Below are 20827 nucleotides of genomic sequence, written 5' to 3'. Positions count from 1 at the left end.
TCTGGCTACTTCTCGGGTTCGACAGGAATGACATTTTCACTGGGATAACAACCAAGCACTTTCAATGAACGCGTCATCGCACGCAGCTCTTCCAGTGCCTGCTGCATTTTTTCAGACTGCAGATTGCCCTGCACATCCAGATAAAACATCTCTTCCCATGGGTTACCGTTAATCGGACGGGATTCCAGCTTGCTCATAATCAGATTGTGCTGACGTAATACCAACAGCGCGTCAACCAGCGCACCCGCCTGCTGACCGGTTGCCATAATCAGCGTGGTTTTCGCCGAAATCTGATCGGATACCTCGATGGATTTTCGGGCCAGGACAATAAAGCGCGTGTGATTCTGCTGTTGGTTTGCCAGATTGCGCTCAAGCACCTGTAACTGATACAGCTCGCCACCGGCTTCGCTACCAATCGCCGCGACCTTAGGTGAGTTCAGTGCGGCGACTTTTTCCATGGCCGCGGCGGTGCTTTCGGTATAGACAATCTTCCAGTGTGGGAAGCGGTTAATGAAGTGGCTGGTCTGCTGAAAAGGCTGCGGATGACTGTAGACCGTTTCAATCTGTTCCAGATCGCTCTGACTGCTGACCAACATGCAGTGTTCAATCGGCAGCGTCAGCTCACCCACAATCGATAAATTGGTCTGTTGCAGCAGGTCGTAAACGTCGTTGATAGAACCGGAGCTGGTGTTCTCAATCGGTAAGACGGCGTAATCTGCCGCGTTGTTTTCGACCTGTTTAATGATGTCGTGAAATTTCAGGCAACCGCACTCCACCATATTACTGAAATGGCGTGCAGCATACTGACGCGCCGCCAGATGAGAATAGGAGCCTTTCGGGCCTAAGAAGGCGATGCGGGCCGCGTGAGCATGAGGATGGTTAAGGTTTTTTTGCAGCAACGCCTGCTGTGTCAGAACCGAATCTTCAATGACCAACTGGAAAAGACGAGTGATGTAGTGGGCATCCAACTGATGTTTTTTGCCCAGCACGATAAGGTGCTCAATCAGCGCGCGTTCACGTTCAACGTCGCGGACAGGGCGGTGCGTTGCCAGTTTCGCCTGTGCCACCTCCACAGCCAGCAAACGCCGTTCGGCGAGTAACGTCAGTAGTTTTTCGTCAACGGCGCTGATTTTTTCACGCAGTGCCAGAAGCGGATTGTCCGGGGTCATAAGGCTCACCTGTAAGCTATCCAATAAAAAAGCCTCCCGATTGGGAGGCTTTGTTGTTCGTCTTCGCTTTCTTTTTACACGACGAATGGCCTCCCAATCAGGGGAAGGTAAAAAAGAAAGCGAAGAAAAACGACAGTGTTTTCATGACAGGTTCCGAAAAATAAGCTGAACTGAGAGTAACCGCACAGATGAAAAGCTGTCAACAAAAAACGCGCCCGTAGGCGCGTCTGTAAGGCTGGAGCAGAACTTATTCTTCTGCGGCGGGCGTAAAGTCTTTGACGCTGGTGGCCGCACGGCGCGCTTCAGATTTGTGCTGAACTTTGTTGAGTTGGCGCTCAAGTTTACTAATCAGGTCGTTGATAGCGGTATACATATCGTCGTGCTTGGCACTGGCGACCAGTGTCCCGTTGGGTGTGTTAATGGTGGCGTCCGCCACAAATTCTTTGGACTCTTTCGACAGAACGATATGTGGGTTAATCAGGTCGGTTTGCCATTTTTCTAACTTGGCGAGACGGTCTTCGACGTGTTCACGGATGGCTGGAGTGATTTCCATTTGCTTACTGGTAATATTCACGATCATTATTCTTACCTCTCTGTGATTGCCGTCTGAATGGATCCAGCATAGCGCGATATGCCTATAGATGTGTGATTTTGATCACAAAAAAATGTCACTTTTTGTCAACTACAGCAAATTGTGAGAAAGGGCGAGAATGTGGCTGAAAAGCCTTGAAGCCAAAGCATTATCAAGGCATTCTTGATGAGTTAGCTCGGCAGGAAAGTGAACATTTCACTTGTTCTGCAAGCATAAAAAAGCAGCCCTAAAGGCTGCTTTTTTTTGTGGCTAAAAGCGCAAACGTATCAGCCGTTATTGGCGGCGATAATTTTTGCGACTCTTTCCGCCTCGGCATTCAGTTGCAGCTGGCGATAGGCGTTTTCCATCAGTGGCAGCGCGTCATGCGTAGCCTGCGTATCCGGATAATCGCGCATCATGCCCTCAACACGGTTAACAACCGCGACATAAGCCTCACGCTTGGTATAGAATTGCGCCACCGAAAGCTCATATTTAGCCAGACGATCTTTCAGGTAGACCTGACGCTTGTATGCATCAGCCGCATACTGGCTGTTTGGATAACTGCGCAGCAGCTGTGCAAAGTCGCGAAATGCATCACGAGCATGAGTAGGATCGCGATCGGAACGGTCGATACCGAAAAAGCCCTGTAATGCCGAATCGTCCAGCGCCATATCCGTCAGCCCTTTCATATAGATGACGTAATCGATATTAGGATGCGTTGGATTCAAACGCATGAAGCGGCTGATGGCAGCTTGTGCCATGGGCAGATCGGCATTTTTATAGTACGCGTAGATCAAATCCAACTGAACCTGCTGCGAATAGGGACCGAAGGGATAACGATTATCCAGCGCTTCCAGTTGCTTAATCGCCGCTTTAAAGTTACCGTCCTGCAGCTTTTGTTGCGCTGTAGCATAGATTTCAGAAGGCGGGTTGTCCGGTACCGCGTCATTTGAGCCGGAACAACCAACAAGTGCCAGGCTCAGTGTGGCTGCAGCCACCAGATATTTCATACGCGTCATGACGAAGTGATTATCCTCAAAATGTTATGGCGGAAGCTGTCCGTATAGCTCCCGGTAATGACCAGGTACGATAGCACATTATATTAAACGGCATCGCCGTAAAACCCAACGTTAACGAAGAAGCTGTATATGGCACAACAAGTTCAACTCACCGCAACGGTATCCGAGTCACAACTCGGACAACGTTTAGATCAAACTTTGGCGGAATTGTTCCCTGATTATTCACGTTCTCGCATAAAAGAATGGATTCTCGACCAGCGCGTCAGTGTTAACGGCACTGTTATTGATAAGCCAAAAGAAAAAGTGCTTGGCGGCGAGCGCGTATCTATCGATGCAGAGATCGAAGAAGAGCAGCGCTGGGAACCGCAAAACATCCCGCTGGATATCGTTTACGAAGATGAAGATATCATCGTCATCAATAAACCACGTGACTTTGTGGTGCACCCGGGCGCGGGAAATCCCGATGGCACCGTACTCAATGCACTGCTGCATCACTATCCGGCCATTATGGATGTACCGCGCGCAGGTATTGTCCATCGTCTGGACAAAGACACGACCGGGCTAATGGTAGTGGCGAAAACCGTACCGGCGCAAACGCACCTTGTAGATTCACTGCAGCGTCGCGAAATTACACGCGAATATGAAGCCGTGGCAATTGGTACGATGACAGCTGGCGGGACGGTAGATGAACCGATTAGCCGTCACTCGACAAAACGTACTCATATGTCTGTGCACCCAATGGGGAAACCGGCTGTAACCCATTATCGCATCATGGAGCATTTCCGTGCCCATACGCGGTTACGTTTACGACTGGAGACCGGCCGTACGCACCAGATTCGTGTGCATATGTCGCATATTAATCATCCTCTGGTGGGCGATCCGCTTTATGGTGGTCGTCCGCGTCCGCCAAAAGGGGCATCTGAAGACTTCATTACCACGCTGCGCGGATTTGATCGTCAGGCGCTGCACGCTACGATGCTTCGTCTTTACCATCCTATCTCGGGTATTGAAATGGAGTTTCATGCTGCGATACCTCAGGACATGATCGATCTGATTGATGCGCTGAAAGCGGATACAGAGATGTTCAAGGATCAACTGGACTGGCTATGAGCCTGATTATTCCACAATGGCCTGCGCCTGATCGGGTGCGCGCCGCCTCAACCTTACGTCAGGGCGGGGTCAGTGAGGGCAACTGGCGTTCGCTGAATTTGGGCAGCCATGTGGGTGACAAGCCGCAGCATGTGGCGGCTAACCGAGAGCGGCTGGTCTCGCTTGCGGCGTTGCCGGCGATGCCACAGTGGCTTGAGCAGGTCCATTCAACCGACGTTGAACGCCTCAGCGCAGGCGGAAACCTGTTGCTACAGGCAGATGCCTGTATCACCCGTGATACGGGCGTGGTGTGTGCGGTAATGACGGCTGACTGTTTGCCCGTGTTGTTCTGTTCGGATGACGGCAGCGAAGTAGCTGCGGCTCATGCCGGATGGCGTGGGCTGTGTGGCGGCGTCCTGGAAAATACGCTGGCCCAGTTTCAGGCTGCTCCCGCTTATATCCACGCCTGGCTCGGTCCGGCAATTGGCCCTGATGCATTTGAAGTCGGTGCGGAAGTCCGTCGTGCGTTTGTGGAGAAAGACCCACAGGCCGCCGCCGCTTTTCGTCCAGCGGGCGAGAAATTCTACGCCGACATCTGGCTGCTGGCCCGTCAGCGGCTGCACGCCGCAGGAGTGAAATCCGTTAGCGCGGACTCACGCTGCACCTTTCACGAGCAGGAGGATTTCTTCTCCTATCGTCGCGATGGTGTCACCGGCCGTATGGCAACTTTAATTTGGCTGTTATAGTCTTAGCCCATAAGACGATCCAGACAGCGCATTTTTTACTCCTATCTCAGGTCATTAACCTTGAAAATTTGAGGAATGACCTCATCTTAATCTCCAGTAGCATTTGACCTGTAATGGGAGGAATTATGCGTCTGGATCGTCTTACTAATAAATTTCAACTCGCTCTCTCCGACGCGCAGTCTTTGGCTCTGGGACACGACAACCAGTTCATTGAACCTTTACACCTGATGAGTGCGTTGCTCAAACAGGAGGGCGGTTCTATTGCGCCGCTGTTGTCCTCAGCCGGTGCTGACGTCGCAGCGTTACGTACGCAGATTGATCAGGCTATTGACCGTCTGCCTCAGGTTGAAGGCAGCGACGGCGATGTGCAACCTTCTGCCGATCTCATCCGAGTGCTTAACCTGTGCGACAAGCTGGCACAGAAGCGCAACGACAACTTTATCTCATCTGAATTATTTGTTTTGGCAGCCCTGGATTCACGTGGCTCGCTGGCGGATATTTTGAAATCCGCAGGTGCCACCAACGAAAAGCTCACCCAAGCGATTGAACAACTTCGTGGAGGCGACAACGTGAACGATCAAGGTGCTGAAGATCAGCGTCAGGCTTTAAAAAAATACACGATTGATCTCACCGAACGCGCCGAAAAAGGCAAGTTGGACCCGGTGATTGGGCGTGACGAAGAGATTCGCCGCACCATCCAGGTGTTGCAGCGTCGTACTAAAAACAACCCGGTGTTAATCGGTGAGCCAGGTGTAGGTAAAACCGCCATCGTTGAAGGGCTGGCACAGCGCATTATCAATGGTGAAGTACCGGAAGGGCTGAAAGGCCGCCGCGTACTCGCACTGGATATGGGAGCGCTGGTGGCGGGGGCGAAATACCGTGGTGAATTCGAAGAGCGCCTGAAAGGGGTACTTAGCGACCTGTCAAAACAGGAAGGCAATGTCATTCTGTTTATCGACGAACTGCATACGATGGTTGGTGCGGGTAAAGCAGACGGTGCGATGGATGCCGGTAATATGCTCAAGCCTGCGCTGGCTCGTGGTGAGCTGCACTGCGTTGGTGCCACCACGCTGGACGAGTATCGCCAGTACATAGAAAAAGATGCCGCCCTGGAGCGTCGTTTCCAGAAAGTGTTTGTGGCAGAGCCAAGCGTTGAAGATACCATCGCGATTTTGCGTGGTTTGAAAGAGCGCTATGAGCTGCACCACCACGTGCAGATCACTGACCCGGCTATCGTCGCAGCCGCCACGCTTTCACACCGCTACATCGCCGACCGCCAGTTGCCGGACAAGGCAATTGACCTGATTGACGAGGCAGCATCGAGCATCCGTATGCAGATTGACTCCAAACCTGAAGCGCTGGATCGGCTGGAACGCCGCATTATCCAGTTGAAGCTGGAACAGCAGGCGTTGAAGAAAGAGTCTGACGATGCCAGCGTCAAGCGTCTGGATATGCTGGAAGCCGAGCTAAACCAGAAAGAGCGTGAATATGCCGAGCTGGAAGAAGAGTGGAAAGCGGAAAAAGCCTCGTTAACGGGTACGCAGAATATTAAAGCGGAACTGGAGCAGGCACGGCTTACGCTTGAGCAGGCTCGTCGTTCCGGCGATCTGGCGCAGATGTCAGAACTGCAGTATGGCAAGATCCCGGCGCTGGAAAAACAGTTGGCTTCCGCTACACAGGCTGAAGGCAAGACCATGAAGCTGCTGCGCAACCGCGTAACAGATGTAGAGATTGCCGATGTCCTGGCGCGCTGGACGGGTATTCCGGTCGCTCGCATGATGGAAGGGGAGCGTGACAAACTTCTGCGTATGGAGCAGTCGCTTCACTCACGCGTGATTGGACAGGATGAAGCGGTTGAAGCGGTTTCTAATGCCATTCGCCGTAGCCGCGCAGGTCTGGCCGATCCAAATCGTCCTGTCGGGTCGTTCCTGTTTCTGGGGCCAACCGGGGTAGGTAAAACGGAATTGTGTAAATCACTGGCTAACTTCCTGTTTGATAGTGACGATGCGATGGTTCGTATCGACATGTCCGAATTTATGGAGAAACACTCCGTATCGCGGCTGGTGGGTGCACCTCCGGGTTATGTCGGCTATGAAGAGGGTGGTTATCTGACTGAAGCGGTTCGCCGTCGTCCTTATTCGGTGATCCTGCTTGATGAGATTGAGAAGGCACATCCCGATGTCTTCAATATCCTGCTGCAGGTGCTGGATGATGGCCGGTTGACGGACGGACAAGGACGCACTGTTGATTTCCGCAATACGGTTGTGATCATGACGTCTAACCTGGGTTCAGATTTGATTCAGGAACGTTTCGGTAATCTGAATTATGCCGAAATGAAAGGGCTGGTCATGGGCGTTGTGGGTCAGCATTTCCGTCCGGAGTTTGTGAACCGTATTGATGAAGTGGTGGTGTTCCATCCGTTGGGTGAGCAGCATATTGCTTCTATTGCTCAGATTCAGCTACAGCGGTTGTATAAACGTCTGGAAGACCGAGGCTATCAGCTGCATATCTCTGAAGCCGCAATCAAACTGCTGGGTGAAAACGGTTATGACCCGGTTTACGGTGCGCGTCCATTGAAACGCGCTATCCAGCAGCAGATAGAAAACCCACTGGCACAGCAGATTCTTTCTGGTGCGCTGGTTCCGGGCAAAGTGATTGAGATGGATGTAAAAGACGACGTCATTACGGCGCATCAGTAAGATCATCTCTGTAAAAACGGGCGTAATGCCCGTTTTTTGTACCTGCTAGTTGCGGTTTGGGTGGTTTTTAAAGCGCATTGCCTGGAAAGTGAGCACTCGAAAGATTTATTTGAATTAGCGCTTGTCAGCCTAAAATATTTCCCTATAATGCGCCTCCACTGACACGGCACAACGGCTTACGGAATGCGGTGTTGAGAGGTTCAGGAAACTGAGCCGCCGGAGAAAAACTTCTGAAAAAGAGGTTGACTCTGAAGGAGGAAAGCGTAATATACGCCACCTCGCGACAGACGGTTAACCCGCTGTTCGCACTGCTCTTTAACAATTTATCAGACAATCTGTGTGGGCACTCGCAGGATTGATATCAGCGTCTCCGGACGTAAAAAATATCAAGTCTCACGAGTGAACACATAATGAAATTCATTATGACGTTTTACAGATGAGCACCGCTGAACTGGTTTCAGCAAATCAAACTTAAATTGAAGAGTTTGATCATGGCTCAGATTGAACGCTGGCGGCAGGCCTAACACATGCAAGTCGGACGGTAGCACAGAGAGCTTGCTCTCGGGTGACGAGTGGCGGACGGGTGAGTAATGTCTGGGGATCTGCCCGATAGAGGGGGATAACCACTGGAAACGGTGGCTAATACCGCATAACGTCGCAAGACCAAAGAGGGGGACCTTCGGGCCTCTCACTATCGGATGAACCCAGATGGGATTAGCTAGTAGGCGGGGTAACGGCCCACCTAGGCGACGATCCCTAGCTGGTCTGAGAGGATGACCAGCCACACTGGAACTGAGACACGGTCCAGACTCCTACGGGAGGCAGCAGTGGGGAATATTGCACAATGGGCGCAAGCCTGATGCAGCCATGCCGCGTGTATGAAGAAGGCCTTCGGGTTGTAAAGTACTTTCAGCGGGGAGGAAGGCATTGTGGTTAATAACCGCAGTGATTGACGTTACCCGCAGAAGAAGCACCGGCTAACTCCGTGCCAGCAGCCGCGGTAATACGGAGGGTGCAAGCGTTAATCGGAATTACTGGGCGTAAAGCGCACGCAGGCGGTCTGTTAAGTCAGATGTGAAATCCCCGGGCTTAACCTGGGAACTGCATTTGAAACTGGCAGGCTTGAGTCTCGTAGAGGGGGGTAGAATTCCAGGTGTAGCGGTGAAATGCGTAGAGATCTGGAGGAATACCGGTGGCGAAGGCGGCCCCCTGGACGAAGACTGACGCTCAGGTGCGAAAGCGTGGGGAGCAAACAGGATTAGATACCCTGGTAGTCCACGCCGTAAACGATGTCGACTTGGAGGTTGTTCCCTTGAGGAGTGGCTTCCGGAGCTAACGCGTTAAGTCGACCGCCTGGGGAGTACGGCCGCAAGGTTAAAACTCAAATGAATTGACGGGGGCCCGCACAAGCGGTGGAGCATGTGGTTTAATTCGATGCAACGCGAAGAACCTTACCTACTCTTGACATCCACGGAATTCGGCAGAGATGCCTTAGTGCCTTCGGGAACCGTGAGACAGGTGCTGCATGGCTGTCGTCAGCTCGTGTTGTGAAATGTTGGGTTAAGTCCCGCAACGAGCGCAACCCTTATCCTTTGTTGCCAGCGATTCGGTCGGGAACTCAAAGGAGACTGCCGGTGATAAACCGGAGGAAGGTGGGGATGACGTCAAGTCATCATGGCCCTTACGAGTAGGGCTACACACGTGCTACAATGGCGCATACAAAGAGAAGCGACCTCGCGAGAGCAAGCGGACCTCACAAAGTGCGTCGTAGTCCGGATCGGAGTCTGCAACTCGACTCCGTGAAGTCGGAATCGCTAGTAATCGTGGATCAGAATGCCACGGTGAATACGTTCCCGGGCCTTGTACACACCGCCCGTCACACCATGGGAGTGGGTTGCAAAAGAAGTAGGTAGCTTAACCTCCGGGAGGGCGCTTACCACTTTGTGATTCATGACTGGGGTGAAGTCGTAACAAGGTAACCGTAGGGGAACCTGCGGTTGGATCACCTCCTTACCTGAAGATACCTTCCCGCGAAGTGCTCACACAGATTGTCTGATAGAAAGATAAAGAAGCAAGACGGCTGCGAAGTCGAGACACGTCCGTGTCCCCTTCGTCTAGCGGTTAGGACTCCGCCCTTTCACGGCGGCAACAGGGGTTCGAATCCCCTAGGGGACGCCACTTGCTTGGTGACAGGTGAAAGGTGTTGCCCACATATCTTAAAGATGACTTACGAGTCGTGTTTAAGATTTTGCTCTTTAACAATCCGGAACAAGCTGAAAATTTGAAACGACGCATTGTCGTGTTCCTCCGTAATAAGGAACACAGCACAACGCGTTCGAGTCTCTCAAAAGCTTACAGCTTACAAGCTAACTGTTATGCAGTAGCGCGCGAGCAGTGAAGAAAGCAAGGCGCGTCGGCGCACAGCCAGCGGAGCGTACTGAAGTACGTGAGCATGGCGAGCACCGCGCAACGACGCATTCTTTACGCGCAGCCGTTACGGTATTACAGATAAACGCCTGTGGGTTGTGAGGTTAAGCGACTAAGCGTACACGGTGGATGCCCTGGCAGTCAGAGGCGATGAAGGGCGTGCTAATCTGCGATAAGCGCCGGTAAGGTGATATGAACCGCAATAACCGGCGATACCCGAATGGGGAAACCCAGTGTGACTCGTCACACTATCATGCAGTGAATACATAGCTGCATGAGGCGAACCGGGGGAACTGAAACATCTAAGTACCCCGAGGAAAAGAAATCAACCGAGATTCCCCCAGTAGCGGCGAGCGAACGGGGAGGAGCCCAGAACCATCATCAGCTTGTGCATCAGTGGAAGCGTCTGGAAAGTCGCAGGGTACAGGGTGATACTCCCGTACACAAAGGTGCACAGGCTGTGAGTTCGATGAGTAAGGCGGGACACGTGGTATCCTGTCTGAATATGGGGGGACCATCCTCCAAGGCTAAATACTCCTGACTGACCGATAGTGAACCAGTACCGTGAGGGAAAGGCGAAAAGAACCCCGGCGAGGGGAGTGAAACAGAACCTGAAACCGTGTACGTACAAGCAGTGGGAGCCTTCTTTATGGGGGTGACTGCGTACCTTTTGTATAATGGGTCAGCGACTTATATTCTGTAGCAAGGTTAACCGTATAGGGGAGCCGCAGGGAAACCGAGTCTTAACTGGGCGTTAAGTTGCAGGGTATAGACCCGAAACCCGGTGATCTAGCCATGGGCAGGTTGAAGGTTGGGTAACACTAACTGGAGGACCGAACCGACTAATGTTGAAAAATTAGCGGATGACCTGTGGCTGGGGGTGAAAGGCCAATCAAACCGGGAGATAGCTGGTTCTCCCCGAAAGCTATTTAGGTAGCGCCTCGTGAACTCATCTCCGGGGGTAGAGCACTGTTTCGGCTAGGGGGCCATCCCGGCTTACCAACCCGATGCAAACTGCGAATACCGGAGAATGTTATCACGGGAGACACACGGCGGGTGCTAACGTCCGTCGTGAAGAGGGAAACAACCCAGACCGCCAGCTAAGGTCCCAAAGTCATGGTTAAGTGGGAAACGATGTGGGAAGGCACAGACAGCCAGGATGTTGGCTTAGAAGCAGCCATCATTTAAAGAAAGCGTAATAGCTCACTGGTCGAGTCGGCCTGCGCGGAAGATGTAACGGGGCTAAACCATGCACCGAAGCTGCGGCAGCGACACTATGTGTTGTTGGGTAGGGGAGCGTTCTGTAAGCCGTTGAAGGTGTGCTGTGAGGCATGCTGGAGGTATCAGAAGTGCGAATGCTGACATAAGTAACGATAAACAAGGTGAAAAACCTTGTCGCCGGAAGACCAAGGGTTCCTGTTCAACGTTAATCGGAGCAGGGTGAGTCGACCCCTAAGGCGAGGCCGAAAGGCGTAGTCGATGGGAAACAGGTTAATATTCCTGTACTTGGTGTTACTGCGAAGGGGGGACGGAGAAGGCTATATCAGCCGGGCGACGGTTGTCCCGGTTTAAGCGTGTAGGTGTGTGTTCCAGGCAAATCCGGTTCACTTTACACTGAGGCGTGACGACGAGGCACTACGGTGCTGAAGTGATAAATGCCCTGCTTCCAGGAAAAGCCTCTAAGCATCAGGTAACACAAAATCGTACCCCAAACCGACACAGGTGGTCAGGTAGAGAATACCAAGGCGCTTGAGAGAACTCGGGTGAAGGAACTAGGCAAAATGGTGCCGTAACTTCGGGAGAAGGCACGCTGGCGCGTAGGTGAAGGGACCTGCTCCCCGAGCCGAAGCCAGTCGAAGATACCAGCTGGCTGCAACTGTTTATTAAAAACACAGCACTGTGCAAACACGAAAGTGGACGTATACGGTGTGACGCCTGCCCGGTGCCGGAAGGTTAATTGATGGGGTTAAGCGCAAGCTGAAGCTCTTGATCGAAGCCCCGGTAAACGGCGGCCGTAACTATAACGGTCCTAAGGTAGCGAAATTCCTTGTCGGGTAAGTTCCGACCTGCACGAATGGCGTAATGATGGCCAGGCTGTCTCCACCCGAGACTCAGTGAAATTGAAATCGCTGTGAAGATGCAGTGTACCCGCGGCAAGACGGAAAGACCCCGTGAACCTTTACTACAGCTTGACACTGAACACTGAGCCTTGATGTGTAGGATAGGTGGGAGGCTTTGAAGCGTGGACGCCAGTCTGCGTGGAGCCAACCTTGAAATACCACCCTTTAATGTTTGATGTTCTAACGTAGGCCCGTGATCCGGGCTGCGGACAGTGTCTGGTGGGTAGTTTGACTGGGGCGGTCTCCTCCTAAAGAGTAACGGAGGAGCACGAAGGTTGGCTAATCCTGGTCGGACATCAGGAGGTTAGTGCAATGGCATAAGCCAGCTTGACTGCGAGAGTGACGGCTCGAGCAGGTGCGAAAGCAGGTCATAGTGATCCGGTGGTTCTGAATGGAAGGGCCATCGCTCAACGGATAAAAGGTACTCCGGGGATAACAGGCTGATACCGCCCAAGAGTTCATATCGACGGCGGTGTTTGGCACCTCGATGTCGGCTCATCACATCCTGGGGCTGAAGTAGGTCCCAAGGGTACGGCTGTTCGCCGTTTAAAGTGGTACGCGAGCTGGGTTTAGAACGTCGTGAGACAGTTCGGTCCCTATCTGCCGTGGGCGCTGGAGAATTGAGGGGGGTTGCTCCTAGTACGAGAGGACCGGAGTGAACGCACCGCTGGTGTCCGGGTTGTCACGCCAGTGGCACTGCCCGGTAGCTAAGTGCGGAAAAGATAAGTGCTGAAAGCATCTAAGCACGAAACTTGCCCCGAGATGAGTTCTCCCTGACCCTTTAAGGGTCCTGAAGGGACGTTGAAGACGACGACGTTGATAGGCCGGGTGTGTAAGCGCAGCGATGCGTTGAGCTTACCGGTACTAATGACCCGTGAGGCTTAACCTTACAACGCCAGAGGCGTTTTGGTTGAGAGACGAATTAAATTTTCAGCATTGTTTACCGGAAAAGAATTTGCGGAAACGACAGATTTTGCGGCATGAGAAGGCGCAGAGCGATGACGTCAGCGGGAGCATACTGAAGTATGTGACCGTTGCGGCAGAGCGAATGCAACGCGTTCATGGCGTAAAAGAGTCGTTTCGTGCACAAAGAATTTGCCTGGCGGCTGTAGCGCGGTGGTCCCACCTGACCCCATGCCGAACTCAGAAGTGAAACGCCGTAGCGCCGATGGTAGTGTGGGGTCTCCCCATGCGAGAGTAGGGAACTGCCAGGCATCAAACAAGTGAAGAAGCCCTGAACGAAAGTTCAGGGCTTTTTTACGTCCGTAACCTGCGGAAAGCGGGGCGTCAGGACGGTTATGCTGCGCGGCCGGGACTGCGCGAGCGCCGTCCGCGTCATTAAAACCGCCGGGCCGGGATAAAATGGCGCGTGAGAAAGCCGGATGGCGTGTCCGTCATAACGTAAAAAACTTACTCACAGACGCTCTCACTCCCTACAATAAGTGAAGAAGCCCTGAACGAAAGTTCAGGGCTTTTTTACGTGCGTAATCTGTGAAAAGCAGGGCGTCAGGCTGGTCATCACGCACAGCACCTGGCATAAACCTGCACCACCGCTAGACCGGCAACGGATGCGTTTTTTTTACTTCTCTCAGTGATATAGAAGAATTAATACTCAGAATTCCGGGTAATTTACGCAATTCCTTTTCAATAAACAGACTGTAATGGTCTAAATCCCGCGCCACGACCTGTAAGAGAAAATCGGCTTCACCGGTGATGTTGTGACAGGAAAGTACGTAAGGATTGGCCGTGATCCGTTCTTCAAAGTCCCGGGTTGCTGCCTCACTGTGCTGACTGCAAACCAGACGGACAAATGCCATCACGCCAAAGCCCACCTTTCTGCGGTTAATCACCGCCTGATAGCCCTCAATAAATTCCTCATCTTCAAGCCGTTTCAGTCGTCGCCATGCCGAGGCTGGGCTCACGTCCAAATCCTGAGAAAGCTTAAGGCTCGATACTCTGCCGTCCTGCTGGAGATAACGCAGCAGCGCCAGATCTTTCTTATCCAGAATGCTCACTGATATATCCACTCACTATTAGCGTATTTAATGAAGGATAATTTCATAATTAATTATTCAGCTGCAATAGCTGAAAAGTAATTTCCTGATCGAAAGGTATAATTTTAAAGACACCTACGATGAGGGTTTACTGATGAAAGCTGTCATATACGAGTCATTTCTGTCGCCACCACTACTGAAAACGGTTCCGGACCCCACTCCCGAGCCCCACGGCGTGGTGATTCGGGTCAAAGCGACCGGGGTTTGCCGAAGTGACTGGCATGGCTGGGTGGGGCACGATCTCGATATCCCTTTGCCGCATGTGCCAGGACATGAATTTGCGGGCACGATAGAAGCCGTTGGCAGCGCGGTGACAAAATGGCGGCCTGGCGATAATGTCACGGTACCCTTCGTGTCGGGCTGTGGTTTTTGTCACGAGTGTCACTCAGGCAATCAGCAGGTTTGCGATCGTCAGTTCCAGCCAGGTTTCACCCACTGGGGATCTTTCGCAGAATATGTGGCGGTACAGCAGGCGGACTTGAACCTCATCGCGCTGCCGGACACACTTAACTTCACTACCGCAGCGAGCCTCGGATGCCGTTTCATCACCTCGTTCAGGGCAGTGGTCGATCAGGGAAGAACGTCTGCAGGGCAGTGGCTTGCCGTCCACGGTTGTGGTGGGGTTGGCCTCTCCGCCATCATGATTGCGAATGCACTTGGGGCAAACGTGGTAGCGATTGATATCGCGGAGGATAAATTGCAGCTGGCCCGGGATTTGGGTGCCGTCGCCGTCGTGAATGCTGCACGTGTGCACAATGTGGCGGAAGCCATCAAAGACATTACCCAGGGTGGAGCGCATGTTTCCCTGGATGCACTCGGTCATACGGTCACCTGCGTGAACTCCATTAACTCGCTAAGAAAAAGAGGCAGGCACATCCAGATCGGCCTGATGGCGGGTGAACACAGTGCACCGCCTATCCCAATGGCCAGGGTGATTGCTAATGAACTGGAAATTATTGGCAGTCATGGCATGCAGGCTCACCGCTATGACGTCATGATGAATATGATAGCGGCGGGAAAACTCCGCCCTGAAAAGCTCATTGGCAGAACCATTAACCTTGAGCAATCCATAGAAGCGTTAATGAATATGGATAAGTTTGAATCGCCGGGGGTAACGGTAGTCACCGCGTTTTAACGGGTTAACACGACCTCTTCCTCGTCATTGATGTGCATGTGGACGGGAAGAGGCCGCTGGCCTCCCCTGCCTGCGCAACTGAAGATTTCAGTTGTTTCAGGGAATTAACAACGCATGTCACATTTTGTCATATTCAGACAACACATCTTTCCGTTTCCGCCATGACCGTGCTTTACTCAACGCTTTAACGCTGCTTATCAGCAAGGAGCCGAGGCATAGCATGTCAGACGTGATCAAGAATCAACAAGCGCAGGTGCTTGACCGAAAAAAACGTATCTGGGCCATCGTAGGCGCATCTTCAGGTAATCTTGTCGAATGGTTCGACTTTTATGTGTACTCGTTTTTCTCACTCTACTTCGCCCACATTTTCTTCCCACAAGGTGATACCACAACCCAGTTATTGCAAACGGCAGGCGTATTTGCCGCAGGCTTTTTAATGAGGCCAATTGGCGGCTGGTTATTTGGCTATATCGGTGACCGCCACGGGCGCAAAAAATCGATGTTGATCTCTGTCTGTATGATGTGTTTCGGCTCCCTGGTGATTGCCTGCCTGCCGGGCTATGACAGTATCGGGATCGCCGCACCGATCCTGTTATTGCTGGCGCGTATGTTTCAGGGACTGTCAGTGGGCGGAGAGTACGGTACAAGCGCAACGTATATGAGTGAAGTGGCGCTGGAAGGGCGGAAAGGCTTTTACGCATCGTTCCAGTACGTGACATTAATTGGCGGACAATTAGCTGCTGTGCTGACGGTGGTAGTGCTGCAGTTTATGTTAACCGATCAGGAGCTACGTACATGGGGCTGGCGCATTCCGTTCTTCCTGGGGGCGATGCTGGCCGTGGTAGCGCTGTGGCTGCGTCGCTCTCTGGACGAAACTTCCGATAAACAGAGCCGTGAGCATCGCGATGCCGGCAGTGTCATTGGCTTATTACGTAACCACACGAAACCTTTCCTGATGGTGCTGGGTTTTACGGCGGGCGGTTCGTTGAGCTTCTACACCTTTACCACCTATATGCAGAAGTACCTGGTGAACACTTCAGGCATGGATGCCAAAACCGCCAGTGGATTGATGACCGGCGCTTTACTGGTTTACATGCTGCTACAGCCCATTATTGGCGGCCTTTCCGATAGGATTGGCCGACGCACCTCCATGATGATTTTTGGTGCTGGTGCGGCGATTTGTACGGTACCTGTCCTGACGCTACTGCAAAACGTACAAAGTCCCGGTATTGCCTTTGCCCTGATTATGCTGGCGTTACTGATTACCAGCTTTTACACCTCAATCAGTGGGATTTTGAAAGCAGAGATGTTCCCGCCGGAGGTTCGAACGCTCGGCGTTGGGCTCTCTTATGCGGTGGCAAATGCAATCTTCGGTGGATCTGCAGAGTACGTGGCGTTACTGATGAAGCACAACGGTATGGAGACCACGTTCTTCTGGTACGTTTCCGTCATGGGAGCGTTGGCGTTCCTGGTGTCGCTGCTGCTACACCGGCACGGAAAAGGCATTAAGTTGTAACAGGGCAGACAGACAGAATGCCGCAGTCAGGCTGCGGCATTCTGGATCTTCACAGGATACGGCTGATGAGCCGATCGATACGAATACGGCGCAGACGGCGAATCAGCTTACGCACCTTCGCCGGGTAGTCAGCAATGCTTTCCAACTCACGGAAGTGCCCAACAACCCTGGTGTGTTGACGAATCAGCATCAGCTCATGCTGTCGCTGCTCGGTCAACTGCTGCAGAGGATCGTGAATCAGGACCGCATTCTCCAGATCCAGTCGCCATGCGCGCGGATTAAGATTGTTGCCCGTAATAAGCTGCCACTCATCGTCAACCCACATGCCTTTCAGGTGATAGCTGTTTTCACCGTCTTTCCAGAGACGCACGGTCAGTTGACCGTTGCTGACGTAATACTGCAGGCGGCTTAAAAAACGACGCAGGTTAATTTCGTAGAGATAGGGCAAGGCACCGATGATTTTAAACGGCTGATCGGGCGCGATATAGAAGTCATTCGCCGTTTTATCCCCCACGATAATCTCAACTTCTTTACCCTGGCGTAAAAGGGCAATGATATTGCGCACCAGCAGTGCTGGCAGGTTGAAATAGGGGGTGCAGATGGTGAGCTTCTTTTCGGCGCACGGCATTAAATGAAAAATGGTCTTATTCAGCAGGCTGCGCTTACCTAACCCGACCAGCGGTGTGACCGCGAGTTCATCGTTACCGGCATTACCTTCAAACTGATAGTTAAAGCCGCGTAAGTCCTGACGAAACTGACGCGTTTCATTTTTGATTTCCGGGCTGGATGGACGGTCAGCATAGTCCAGGCGATTGACCGCCTCTGCATCTTTCAAATGCACATTCATCCATTCGAACATGGTATCGGTCAGCGCGGCATTACGGATGAGTTGATAGCGGTCGTAGCGGTATTTGTCGTGCTGATGCAGGTAAACGTCATTAATGCTGGCGCCGCTGTAGAGCAAGGTATCATCGATAATGAAACCTTTCAGATGCAGTACGCCCATTGCTTCGCGAGTATTAACCGGAATGCCATAGACTGGAATCACGTTATCAGGATGTAGCTGGGCCATCTCGCAATACCAGTCGGCATTAGTAACACCACGTGCGGCACCAATGCGACCCCGTTGCGCGCGGTGCCAGTCGACTAAGATACTGATATCCAGCTGTGGACGAGCCATTTTCGCGGCATATAATGCATCCATAACGGCCCGACCCGCATCGTCATTTTCCAGATAGAGTGCGACGATACAAATGCGCGATTGCGCTGACGCAATCTTTTCCAAAAGCGTCTCGCGAAATTCGGCAGGCGAATATAACGTCGACACATCCGCAACAGATTGTGACAGTTTAGGCAGCTGTGCGAGGTGTTGTTGGTGTTTATTGCGTTTAAATTTAGACAACATCACAGTGCACTTCTTCTCGGTTCATTGTATGGCCTTTTGCCACCAAATCAGGGTCATAACGCTAAATAATAACATCAACCACGGCGGGCGGGGCGATTTTTACTTTTCTCTACACGGCAAAGTGACATTATCCTGTAACAAAAGCTTCAGGCTGACGATGCCATCGTCCATTTGCACATCTACGCTAAAGTTGAGTTTTTTCGCCAGTGTGACCATGCCGCGGTTGCCGGGCATGGTAATGCCATTCAGTTGTTGCAGACCATGGGCGCGTGTGTAACGAATCATTTTTTCAAGTAAACGTCGTCCCATTCCCAGCCCTTTGAGATCCGAGCGCACCAGCACCGAAAACTCCGCGTCAATGTTGTCTGCATCAGAAATGGCGCGAGTGACACCGATAATTTCCGGTTGCCCCTGATGCTGACGAACCGCAACAATTGCCATTTCCCGGTCGTAATCAATCTGCGTCATATTGGCCAGATCCTCATGGGTGAACTCATTAATTTCACTGAAATAGCGGTAGTAGAGATCTTCTTTGGTGACCTGACTGATGAAGTCGCGCAGAAGCGGTTCATCTTCGGGCAGGATGGGGCGGAATAAACAGTGCTGACCGTCCTTCAGTTCTACCTGCTCTTCCAGATGCTGAGGATAAGGACGTATGGCCAGACGCGTTTCACTGTCACCGGTAAAAGGCGCAAGCGTCAGCGTGACGTCCAGTAAGGTGAAATCACTGCCCGCCGCCAGCAGCGGATGAATATCCAGGCGTTGTATTTCCGGGCAATCCACCACCAGGTTAGAGACCTGCACCAGCAGTTGGCTCAGGCCAGCGACATCCAGCGGGATCAGGGCACTCCGGCTGCGGATCTTGCCGCTTTTGATTGCCTGAATCACCAGATAACGCGCCAGCGTCATATTGAGCGGTGGTAAGGCCACGGCGGCCTGCTTCTCGGCCTGCCACTCCACGCCGCCTTCACCCAGCATGATGATGGGGCCAAACAGGGCATCCTGCTCCACCACGACCCGCAGTTCCTGAGCACCGGCCCGGTTGGCCATGCTCTGTACGACCAGCCCTTCAATCCGTGCGTGCGGCAGCGTTTGTGTTACCCGGTCAACGATAGCGTCAGCCGCTCGCTTTACTTCCGCGGCGTTACGCAGATAGAGCATTACGCCCTGTACCTCAGACTTATGCGCCACATCGGGCGAACGCAGCTTCAGTGCCACCGGATAACCGATTTGTTCGGCGATAGTGACCGCGTCCTCACTGTCTTTGGCAATCCAGGTCGGTAGCGTCGCCAGACCGTAGGCTTTGAGGACGGGCTGCACTTCATGCGTGTCCAGAGACACAATGCCCTTGTCCAGCGCCTGGGACAGCAGTTGGTGAGCCTGAGCGCTATCCTGCGTCAGGTTTACCGGCAAGGCAGGGGTTTCCCGCAATAACTTCTGGTTACGCCGGTATTCAACCTGATGCATAAACGCGGTGACGGTCCCTTCCGGCGTACGCCAGGTGGGAATGCCGGCCTGGGTAAAAGCCCGTCGTGCCGCCAGAGAAGAGTATTCGCCGCACCAGTTGGTCAACAGCGTAAGCTGTTTGCCGCGCGGATGCTGATGGATCAGCTGGATGATTTTCTCTGCGGTTTCAGTCGCCGGAGCGACGGCACTGGGGGCATGAATAATCATCAGGGCATCTAAATCGTGGCTGTCGAGCAGAGCGGTCAGACAGGCCAGGTAGCGTTCCGGCGTTGCATCATCTTTTAAATCAACCGGATTGCCGTGGCCAACGCCTTCTGGCAGCACGGCATTGAGCTGCTGTACCGTTGGCTCACTCAGCGTGGCGAGCTTCCCGTTGCGGGCATAGAGTTCATCCAGCGCCAGTGCAGCGGGTGCCGCGCCATTGCTGATAATCATTAGCCGATGCCCGCGTGGTGGACGCATATGGCTTAACGACTCCACCGCCGTAAACAGCTCGTGCGTATCCTGTACACGTAATAAGCCCGCGCGCTGGATAGCCGCATCCCAGGCGGCATCCAGACCGCTGTGTGTGCCGAGCAGCGCCTGCGCCTGACGGCTGCGTCCGCTTTTGATGATCAGAATAGGCTTGTTACGGGACGCGCTGCGGGATGCTGAAACAAAGCGACGGGCATCACTGAGGTGTTCAAGATAAAGCAGAATCGCGCTGGTTTTACCGTCGCGGGCAAGAAAATCCAGCAGGTCGTCCACATCGGTATCCAGGCTGTCACCCAAGGCGATAAACCACGAAAAACCAAGGTTACGCTGCTGCGCCCAGTCAAGGATGGTGTTGGATACGGCTGACGACTGCGAAATAAACGCGATGCGGCCTTTGGCGATAGGAACAGGAGAAAAGCTGGCGTTAAGGCCCTGCCATGGGGCCAGTAATCCCAGACTGTTGGGACCCAGCAGACGAATCTGCCAGCGGCTGGCACATTGTTTTAACTCGGCTAACTGACTGGCGGGCGCGGAGAGGATAATACAGGCTTTACACCCTTTCTCGCCGAGCTGCTGTAACAGCTCAAGGTTTCTTTTGTGATGGGTACAGATCACCGCCAGGTCCGGGGCGAAGGGCAGGCTGTCAATGTCAGGCCAGGCCAGCACACCGCTAACCGCTTTATATTTTGGCGTCACCGGCAGCACCGGGCCGCTAAAGCCACCCGCCAGCAGATTACGCATCATAAAATAGCCTGCCCGTCCCGGCTTGACCGAGGCGCCGATTACCGCAATCGATTTGGGTCGTAACAGCGCTTCCAGCCCACGTTGACTCATCACCTTCTCCATTCATCGAGATTTAGGTGAGTGTAAACGCTTTTAGACTTTTTTACCGTCGGGCAGATCCCAGCCTGAATAACGACAATCAGCCTGCCAGGG

At 52.8% G+C, this 20827-nt stretch carries 12 protein-coding genes, 1 tRNA gene, 3 rRNA genes and 1 other annotated feature; of the genes, 9 read left to right on the top strand and 7 right to left on the bottom strand.

The annotated features are described in order from the left end of the window. Positions 1-5: 5 nt before the first annotated feature. The 4 genes from pheA to bamD all read right to left on the bottom strand — a co-directional run bounded on the left by pheA (position 6) and on the right by bamD (position 2759). The gene (gene pheA / locus A6A26_RS21910) at positions 6-1169 is read right to left on the bottom strand and encodes a bifunctional chorismate mutase/prephenate dehydratase (protein WP_063880705.1); all 1164 of its coding nucleotides are present in this window, start codon (positions 1167-1169) and stop codon (positions 6-8) included. A 22-nt stretch (positions 1170-1191) separates the two neighbouring features. Next, positions 1192-1315 (bottom strand) — a sequence feature (Phe leader region). Continuing rightward, positions 1267-1314, bottom strand: a complete 48-nt coding sequence (locus A6A26_RS25845) for a hypothetical protein (RefSeq protein WP_193372328.1) — start codon at positions 1312-1314, stop codon at positions 1267-1269. (Overlaps the previous feature by 48 nt.) Positions 1316-1416: 101 nt before the next feature. After that, complete coding sequence (gene raiA / locus A6A26_RS21905) at positions 1417-1749, bottom strand: ribosome-associated translation inhibitor RaiA (RefSeq protein ID WP_063880704.1); 333 nt, start codon at positions 1747-1749, stop codon at positions 1417-1419. A 278-nt stretch (positions 1750-2027) separates the two neighbouring features. Next, positions 2028-2759 carry an outer membrane protein assembly factor BamD gene (bamD, locus tag A6A26_RS21900; RefSeq protein WP_063880703.1) on the bottom strand — a complete coding sequence of 244 codons (732 nt, stop codon included), beginning with the start codon at positions 2757-2759 and terminating at the stop codon, positions 2028-2030. 129 nt (positions 2760-2888) lie between these two features. On the opposite strand from bamD, the gene rluD reads away from it, so the two are divergent. From rluD to rrf, 7 genes are all read left to right on the top strand, one after another. Further along, a complete protein-coding gene (rluD, locus tag A6A26_RS21895; protein ID WP_063880702.1) occupies positions 2889-3869 on the top strand; it encodes a 23S rRNA pseudouridine(1911/1915/1917) synthase RluD in 981 nt (326 codons plus the stop codon). Continuing rightward, complete coding sequence (yfiH, locus tag A6A26_RS21890; RefSeq protein ID WP_063880701.1) at positions 3866-4594, top strand: purine nucleoside phosphorylase YfiH; 729 nt, start codon at positions 3866-3868, stop codon at positions 4592-4594. The genes rluD and yfiH overlap by 4 nt, the downstream gene beginning before the upstream one ends. Positions 4595-4719: 125 nt before the next feature. Continuing rightward, positions 4720-7293, top strand: coding sequence for an ATP-dependent chaperone ClpB (gene clpB / locus A6A26_RS21885; protein WP_063880700.1), 2574 nt, complete (start codon positions 4720-4722; stop codon positions 7291-7293). A gap of 473 nt (positions 7294-7766) precedes the next feature. Next, positions 7767-9306 (top strand): 16S ribosomal RNA (locus A6A26_RS21880). A gap of 90 nt (positions 9307-9396) precedes the next feature. Next, positions 9397-9471, top strand: a tRNA-Glu gene (locus tag A6A26_RS21875). Positions 9472-9822: 351 nt separating this feature from the next. After that, positions 9823-12729, top strand: a 23S ribosomal RNA gene (locus A6A26_RS21870). Between the two features lie 209 nt (positions 12730-12938). Further along, positions 12939-13054: ribosomal RNA gene (gene rrf, locus A6A26_RS21865) — 5S ribosomal RNA — on the top strand. Together the 16S, 23S and 5S rRNA genes with 1 tRNA gene alongside form the textbook arrangement of a ribosomal RNA operon. A gap of 339 nt (positions 13055-13393) precedes the next feature. On the opposite strand, the gene A6A26_RS21860 is transcribed toward rrf, so the two are convergent. After that, positions 13394-13855 carry an Lrp/AsnC family transcriptional regulator gene (locus A6A26_RS21860; RefSeq protein ID WP_253851916.1) on the bottom strand — a complete coding sequence of 154 codons (462 nt, stop codon included), beginning with the start codon at positions 13853-13855 and terminating at the stop codon, positions 13394-13396. A gap of 133 nt (positions 13856-13988) precedes the next feature. On the opposite strand from A6A26_RS21860, the gene A6A26_RS21855 reads away from it, so the two are divergent. Together A6A26_RS21855 and A6A26_RS21850 are read left to right on the top strand one after the other, a co-directional pair. Continuing rightward, entirely contained in the window at positions 13989-15029 is a 1041-nt protein-coding gene (locus A6A26_RS21855; RefSeq protein ID WP_063880698.1) for a zinc-dependent alcohol dehydrogenase family protein, read from the top strand. A 220-nt stretch (positions 15030-15249) separates the two neighbouring features. After that, on the top strand, positions 15250-16545 hold the full coding sequence (locus A6A26_RS21850; RefSeq protein WP_063880697.1) for an MFS family transporter: 1296 nt from the start codon (positions 15250-15252) through the stop codon (positions 16543-16545). A 49-nt stretch (positions 16546-16594) separates the two neighbouring features. Here A6A26_RS21850 and pssA read toward each other — a convergent pair whose 3' ends face one another. After that, the gene (pssA, locus tag A6A26_RS21845; RefSeq protein ID WP_172823911.1) at positions 16595-17953 is read right to left on the bottom strand and encodes a CDP-diacylglycerol--serine O-phosphatidyltransferase; all 1359 of its coding nucleotides are present in this window, start codon (positions 17951-17953) and stop codon (positions 16595-16597) included. Between the two features lie 96 nt (positions 17954-18049). Further along, complete coding sequence (locus tag A6A26_RS21840) at positions 18050-20725, bottom strand: bifunctional acetate--CoA ligase family protein/GNAT family N-acetyltransferase (protein WP_063880695.1); 2676 nt, start codon at positions 20723-20725, stop codon at positions 18050-18052. Between the last annotated feature and the right edge of the window lie 102 nt (positions 20726-20827).

This window comes from Pantoea sp. OXWO6B1 (assembly GCF_001641135.1).
In the GTDB taxonomy this organism is placed as follows: Bacteria; Pseudomonadota; Gammaproteobacteria; order Enterobacterales; family Enterobacteriaceae; genus Pantoea; species Pantoea allii.
This window is presented reverse-complemented; position numbering and strand designations above follow the sequence as displayed.